Raw genomic sequence first — 7,033 nt, 5'->3', positions numbered from 1 at the left:
GGAATAAATGTACCGATAATATACTTTTTACTAGGAACACATTTATCACAGAACACGGTTTCCACATTAACCATTTGTTTTTTATATTACATATCAAGTTTAGGTTTATCTTGTGACAGGCTAGCATGCAAATTATTCGCCCCATGCTCACTAGGAAACTACATCCATTAGTAAATATTGGTCAAATAATAATTTATTGAAACCAAAAGATCGCTCGTGCCCCTTCGATTGAGTGCAAGAACGTCAGTATTACGATGCCAATGTGATCGCTCGTACCCCTTAGATTGAGCGAAAAACAAACAGCATTGTGCGATAAGCAGGCTATACCACTACTATTAGAGGCAAAATTTAATGAATGTGATCGCTCAGCGCAGTCTATTTGCGATCAACAAAATTACTGAAGAGTCGATTTAAACATCGATGTCTGAGAATCAAAGTATTACTTCTGAGCATAGCAATGCCAACTAGAGAAAAATGTCTTTTTAATATTTCGGATAGCTAACATGAAAAGTRCCACATGTTGATTAACTATGTACTTACGATTTGAAATCTGCATTCTRCCCAAGGTATGTATACACGATAAACAGCGCAATGATTCACCGTTAAGATATAATGCGCTGAAATATATAAATTATTATGAATTAGTAAGTGATTTAATAATTGCTCTTCTTTTGGCCTGTCGGAATCAGTGCTCGATGACTTTGCAGCGTAACATTACTTGTTATTTTTGCTACAAAATTAATATTAAGAAGAGTAATCAGCCGTAATCATTGCGAAGTTTTTTCGATTTACTTATATTAAGTATTGAGGGTGAAAGCTCACCAACTAAGTCATCATAGTCTCGGCGGAAGCAGCTTAAACTGAGATGTTTGTCGGAAACGACTTGCTGCAAAAAAGAAGTTTAAATGATAGGCCACCTATAAGGTGGCTTATTGCTATCAGCTTTCCAACATTACTCACTATTTTTTACCCCTCGAAGATTAAAGTGTGTATAGCTAAATAAATGGAGTAAACATGAATCAACATTTGAGTAAGGCGATAAAGGTATTAAAAGGTTGGAGAGCATCGCCTTAACAAGAGTCATTCACCTTAAAACTTCACGAAGGTGGTGAGGTTATTGAGGAACGTTACAACTTGGTGTTGTCGATTGATTGGACATTGAATGCATTATTTCAGAATCCCGCTAATAAATTCGGCTTAGATCACTATTGAACCCTTAGTAATCTGTACTATGTCTAATGACAAGTAGACTGCCTACTCAGACTCGTACAGATGTAATAGATAGCGATGGCTATCACTAACTCGAACTGGGGCAAAATTGAGCTAGCTGCCAAGCTAGTTAACTCAAGTGGATATATCTATATTAAAACATTTCTGGCGGCTCACTAAACCATCATTAAGTGCTGTTTATCATGTGTATAAATAAAGGCGATCTCTTTGAGTACCCCAATTCAGCAGCTGAATGGCCACATCTGTGATGAACTTTACCAAGCTGGAGGGAACCGAATAACCCGATTCAGCAGCTGAATGGCCAAATTTTTCTTATCAAGGTTTATTGTTGCTTAAAAACGTTTTGGGGCATTTTCGTGTTTCATGCCCCATCAGCACGCCTCTGGACAAAAGTGTGCCAGTGATTTTGCTAAATTAGCTTCTAGCGGATTATCTGAAGTATTGCAAAACCTCTAGTCAATTTGCCAAATTCACTCATCCACTACAAACTATCTCCTTGCATCATCCTTAGTAGTTTATTTACAATAAATCAGACACTTAAACAAAAGACCTCAAGTAATGAAAAAAATCGATGACAATGAAATTAGTGAAGAACTAAGTCAAAGGTATAAACCGGCAGCGATGAGTGTGGGCAATACCAATTTGCCCCTAAATCAGCTAAGTGATAGAGATTTCGAGATCCTTACTTACCACCTACTAAAAGCTGAGATCTATAATGGAGAACATAAAGGATATAGCGATATCATCCTTATGCCTGGTGTTGGCGAAAGAGGTCGAGACTGTGTTATTTATTCAAACGAAAAAGTTGTAGCAGTTGTTCAGTGCAAGAAATACGCCAGCAAGATCACCAAGCCATCATTTCTAAGAGAATTGATTAAGTTCTTATTGCACTTAACAATTGACAACAAACTGTTCTTTGGTGACAACGTAAAATACTTATTCTACGTTTCAAGCTCATTAAATGAACCAACGTTAAGCCTTACAAAACAATTTAAAACTGGCATAACGAAGGAAATAGAGAGTGGAAAATTTGAAAAATTCGTAAAACAAGTAGTTTCAGAATACGAGTCATTTCAAGGTTATGTAGATAATGAGCCATATGATGAGATCGCTCGGTTACTAAAAAAAACCACAGTGCAAGTTTGTGATGGAGTAGACCTTACCCAAAGAATAAAGTTAAAGCAAAATATTATGAAGACTTTCTTCGAGGTACAGAGTGTTATCGACATCGAGGCTCATAAGAATGTTGTTCTAGATGCCATGACCGACTTCGGATTCGCCAACCTACTAGATATGGATATAAAGCACCTTCACAAAAGAATTGATGGCATGGAAGATAACAAAAGAGTTAACTTTGGCTCATTTGACTTTTATGGCTATGATATCAGCTTCTTCAGGCGCCTTCCTCCCGAAGCTCTGGGAGAGATTTTTAAAGCAATCACAAATCTACAAACAACTGTTAATAAACAGTTGTTTGACTTTTTAGGGGAGAAAATCAACACCGCTACACAAGAGAAAATCACTAACATATTCCTCGCAAATGATGTAATACACCCTTATACGGTTTCAATTATACCAACGTACCTATTAAAGCGTTGTAGCTTCACATTAATAGCTAACACCCTGCCAGAAGAGTTGCGTAAAAAATATTACCCTGACCAATTCATGTCTAAAAAACAAACTATGAACCTCGTTATTGATGAAATGGTTATTTCCAGCGTCAAATTCCTGAATGGCGACTATTCAAATATATTAGGCAACCAGCATGAAATCAGTTTCAAGATTAATTACATGTTTCCTCAGCTCCATCGTGGGCTATCTAATGAACAAGAGATACGAGTTCAAATTCAACGCGACCTCTTAATAGTTCAAGACACAATAGACCGAATAGAAGATGAGATAGTATCTATTCTTGAGTCCGAGAAAACTATTGTAATTAAAGATTCCCATATGCTTCAAGACAAGGAAATGTTATCAAAAATTAGGAAAACACTTGATAACATTCGTTAAGAAAATCTTTAATGACTACCCTAATATCATCTTGTAGTGGTGTTACATGCCCCGCCAGCACACCTCTGGAAAAATGACTTAGATTAATGGTAATCCCCCAACTGACTAGACATTACACAGATAAGAAAAAGTAGGTCAAACCACCTCACTGTGATTTCTGAGGTTTAGCGTAGCTGGCACGGAATGGGGCAAAAACGAGCTAGAATTAATCACGTTGACACGTCGAGGAGCAGAAGTGAGTTTAGTTTTTAATTGCCGCTTGTATTGTATAGCTGGCGCTCTCTGTTTTCATTGAACATTTTTAGAAGTAACTGATGCTCTTCAGGTTTTTCCGCCTGTAGTAAATGTCCAGCTAAAGCATCAAGATGTGCCACAATAGGAGTATGCTTTTCTATCCAATAGATAGATTCAGTAAATCGAATATAGCTACCATGGATAGTATCACTACCTAGCTTTGTTTCTAACTCTGTCAGGTACATATCGAGCATAGTTACTAGCTGCGCATAATTGGCAAGTCTAGATTTTGCCATCTTTTCAACCCTTTCAGGCCTGTCTATCTTTGGCCTTTGGCTGTAAAACCGCACCACATTTATCACTTTGTCATTTTCAGGTAATTCGTTCGACATGTCATTGGTGTGCGTTTGCGCTTGTAAAGACTGATAAATTTGCTCCTCTGCTCGGTAGATGCTTTGGTTCAAAATTTCAATTCGTCTGAAGTCCCTGTCTTGCTGAAAGTTTTTGCAAACAAAATATGCTGCAATACTAGCCGCAACAATGGAAAGGGGAGTTGTGACCCCTGTAAAGAAAGTAGCAAAGTCAGCCCAATCTTTAGGACTATTGCTTACTGGCAGATCATGAAGGTAGAAAGTGTAAGCTCCTAGGCATACAGCTACCCAACCAGATAGAATAGACAGTATGGTGAATATTTTTCCTTTAAGTGTTAGCACGTTAAATCCCTTACAGCATACTTAAGAGCGCATAATGAACTTTCAAGTTGAGCATACTCAAAACCAACTGGCAAGACTTAGGGTTTATCAAAAGCTTTCCAGTTAGAGAACCTATGCAGCGGTGCCGTCAGATTTTCATCATTGATAGATTTATTTAAAACACAATGGGGCAGATCTAATCTGGACGCTAGTTTGAAGCTTGAAAAATGATGTTGGTTAAATCTATCTTTATTTATAAGGCAAAGGCGTTAGCTACTGACCACGTAACACACTTAATTGAGTTCAGATAGCTAATAGATTTGCTTTCATTCGATGTTAAGGTGGAGCCGATCCATGAACTGGGCTTACCAGCTTGATTCACGTCCCAACGAATGCACTAATTATTCGCTGTTTGAATGAACCTAAACGGATTTCATCAAAGCTCCCCATGATACCGCTAGAGCTGCTACCGGTGCTCGATGTCGAAGTCCATGTTAACTGCGTACTTTCATTTGTTAAATTTTCCAATGACTTAGCTTTGCCTGAATTGTGGCTATAAGGTTCTTCTTCTACTACTTCAGAACTATTCACTTTTGCAAACATACAGGTCTCGGGTATGTCTTGCTCAATGCGTTCAGAAAACTCGATTAGGTTTTGCTCAGCAAAGGTAAATAGCCATGCTTGCTGGTTTTTTGCGTCATTTATACGGAGGATACGGCCAAGTACCTGCCTAAAATATAACTCTGTCTTAACCGCGCTCATGTGGCAACATACTTGAAGTCGGGGGATATCAGTTCCTTCGCTTATCATTCCAACACTTACAATCCATTGGTCACTACTTTGTCGATAACGTTCTATTTCGACTAAAGGTTCTTCATGACGATAAGTAACGATTGAGACTGATTGAGCAAACTTTTGAGATAGTATCCTCTGAATTGATTGTGCATGCTGAACTGACGAAGCGACAACTAACCCTCCAGCACTTGGCGATTGTGTGCGTAATTCAGCCAGCTTTTTGCAACCTAGGCCAAGCAGGTATTCCATCGCCTCTTGATTGTGAATGACACTCTGGTAAGAGGTTTTAGTCTTTTTTATCATTTCTAAAATCGAAGAAAAGGACTCAACTTTTTCATCATTTGTGACCGACAGGTGTTCGTTATCAACGAGGACTATTTTCGGAGTCCTACAAACGTTGTCTGCAATGGCCTGTCTTAATGTGTATTGGTAATCAACGAAAAGCTGACCATCCGGATCGCTGTATTCACCCATTGTGATAGGGATAGAATCAGAGCGCCATGGAGTACCAGACATTGCGAGTGTGTAGGTAGCTAGTCCTTGAATTTTGGTAAGGACTTGCTGGCCCCATATGTTCGCATTTTCAATATCTGATCCTGCGCAGTGGTGTATCTCATCGAAGACGACAAATACACGATAGTTTCCAAGTGCCTGCCAAAACTCATCGCTCAAAAATTGGATCGATTGGTATGTGAGCGATTGACCGATAGCACCTAACCCACCATTAAATGTACAGTTTAGAGTTTTTGAAAAGGTTCTTTTTATGCCATCTGAAACCGTTAAGGATGGGGAGAAGCACAGTACTAGATCAACCATATTGTTTTTCAATAACCTTGACGCGACAGTAGCTGCGAGGACCGTTTTTCCGGCCCCTGGCGTTGCTTGACAAAAGAAGTGATTTTGGTTCGAACGATACTTCTTCAACACTTTTTTTGAACACTCTTCTTGCCACAATCTCAGCACGTTGTTTTACCCTCGGAAAGTGTTTTGAGAACATTCGTTAAAACGTTTACCTTTCCAAGTAGTTGGGCTGAACGTTCTTTTGCCTGCTCAAGAAGTGGGGTCAGTTTACCCCTTAATTCAGGGAAGCGATGGTTTAGAGATTGGTACTCTTCAATCTCTCCCAGAATAATTTCTAATTCACCTTTATATTGGCTGCGCTCACGTATTAATACTGAGTAATCAGGTATAGAAGGGGTATCAATCTCAATTGCTTCTGGTTTAGGTGCTACTTGTAGAGTTTTAAATAGATCGGTTTGGAAGTACCTTTTCTTCTGCCCAGTACCTTCACTTCTAAGCCAATCGTTCTTCATAAAGCGTAGGATTTGTCGGTAGACTATTTTGCGTGCTTCATCTGGTTCAGTGTGGTCGTTGCTAATTGAAATAGAGGCATCTCGTAACTCTATAACTGAAAAACCATCCATCTCTTTTTCTATCAACAACTTGTGCATTACCGCACTGACTTTCGCAGACCGTTTCATTTACTACTCATACAAACCAAAAAACTAAGGATTGCTTAGTATACAGAAATCAGTAAAACTAAGAAAATCTTAGTTACCTGAGATTAGAGATATGAATCGTAAGTGTCGTTCAATAACCCAATCCCAATACGCCTCAAAGAAGCGCGTAAAAAAGCGAAGCTATCCCAAAAAGCGTTGGGGGAGCGTATAGGCATGGATGAAAGCTCAGCAAGCCCAAGAATGAACCAGTATGAAAAGGGGCGACATACTCCTGATATCAGTACGCTGAAGAAAATCGCAGATGAACTTGGTGTGCCGTTGAGTTACTTCTTTTGTGAAGATGAAGTATCAGCTGAATTAGCGGTGAATCTGAATAAGTTGTCTCAACATGATAAGCAGAAGATTCTTGATATGACAGCTCGGCTTATTGAAGAAACATCAGAAGATAACAGCTAGAAAGGGGACTAGCTAAGCAGTTGTAAGAGCCTGCGAAAGTGAAATAGATTTCCGGTACGGCAGAATCGCTTGGTGATCACATGAGTTAGCTATGTCAGTTAACTCAAAGGTGGACAGAAGCTTCATAGAGTTCACGCTGTAGTTTTAATCTTTATT

At 39.0% G+C, this 7,033-nt stretch carries 5 protein-coding genes; 2 read left to right on the top strand and 3 right to left on the bottom strand.

The window, feature by feature from the left end; all coding sequences use genetic code 11:
* Positions 1–1,788: 1,788 nt before the first annotated feature.
* A complete protein-coding gene (locus tag L4D09_RS14275) occupies positions 1,789–3,240 on the top strand; it encodes a restriction endonuclease (protein WP_428458183.1) in 1,452 nt (483 codons plus the stop codon).
* 248 nt (positions 3,241–3,488) lie between these two features.
* On the opposite strand, the gene L4D09_RS14270 is transcribed toward L4D09_RS14275, so the two are convergent.
* From L4D09_RS14270 to L4D09_RS14260, 3 genes are all read right to left on the bottom strand, one after another.
* A complete protein-coding gene (locus tag L4D09_RS14270; protein WP_428458182.1) occupies positions 3,489–4,187 on the bottom strand; it encodes a hypothetical protein in 699 nt (232 codons plus the stop codon).
* Positions 4,188–4,544: 357 nt separating this feature from the next.
* On the bottom strand, positions 4,545–5,924 hold the full coding sequence (locus L4D09_RS14265) for a DEAD/DEAH box helicase (RefSeq protein ID WP_428458181.1): 1,380 nt from the start codon (positions 5,922–5,924) through the stop codon (positions 4,545–4,547).
* Positions 5,918–6,442 (bottom strand): hypothetical protein, encoded by a 525-nt coding sequence (locus L4D09_RS14260; RefSeq protein ID WP_428458180.1) that lies wholly within the window; start codon positions 6,440–6,442, stop codon positions 5,918–5,920. The genes L4D09_RS14265 and L4D09_RS14260 overlap by 7 nt, the downstream gene beginning before the upstream one ends.
* 102 nt (positions 6,443–6,544) lie before the next feature.
* Between L4D09_RS14260 and L4D09_RS14255 the strand changes: the two genes are divergently transcribed.
* Positions 6,545–6,877 carry a helix-turn-helix domain-containing protein gene (locus L4D09_RS14255; protein ID WP_428458179.1) on the top strand — a complete coding sequence of 111 codons (333 nt, stop codon included), beginning with the start codon at positions 6,545–6,547 and terminating at the stop codon, positions 6,875–6,877.
* The last annotated feature ends 156 nt before the right edge of the window (positions 6,878–7,033 follow it).

Source organism: Photobacterium makurazakiensis, from assembly GCF_050336715.1.
GTDB classification, from domain to species: domain Bacteria; phylum Pseudomonadota; class Gammaproteobacteria; order Enterobacterales; family Vibrionaceae; genus Photobacterium; species Photobacterium makurazakiensis.
The sequence above is the reverse complement of the archived record's forward strand: the minus strand, read 5'-3'. Positions and strand labels throughout refer to the sequence as shown.

Bases quoted from the DNA above. Each gene is read 5' to 3' on its own strand.
- L4D09_RS14275 (WP_428458183.1), top strand. From the start codon at position 1,789: ATGAAAAAAATCGATGACAATGAAATTAGTGAAGAACTAAGTCAAAGG.
- L4D09_RS14260 (WP_428458180.1), bottom strand. From the start codon at position 6,442: ATGAAACGGTCTGCGAAAGTCAGTGCGGTAATGCACAAGTTGTTGATA.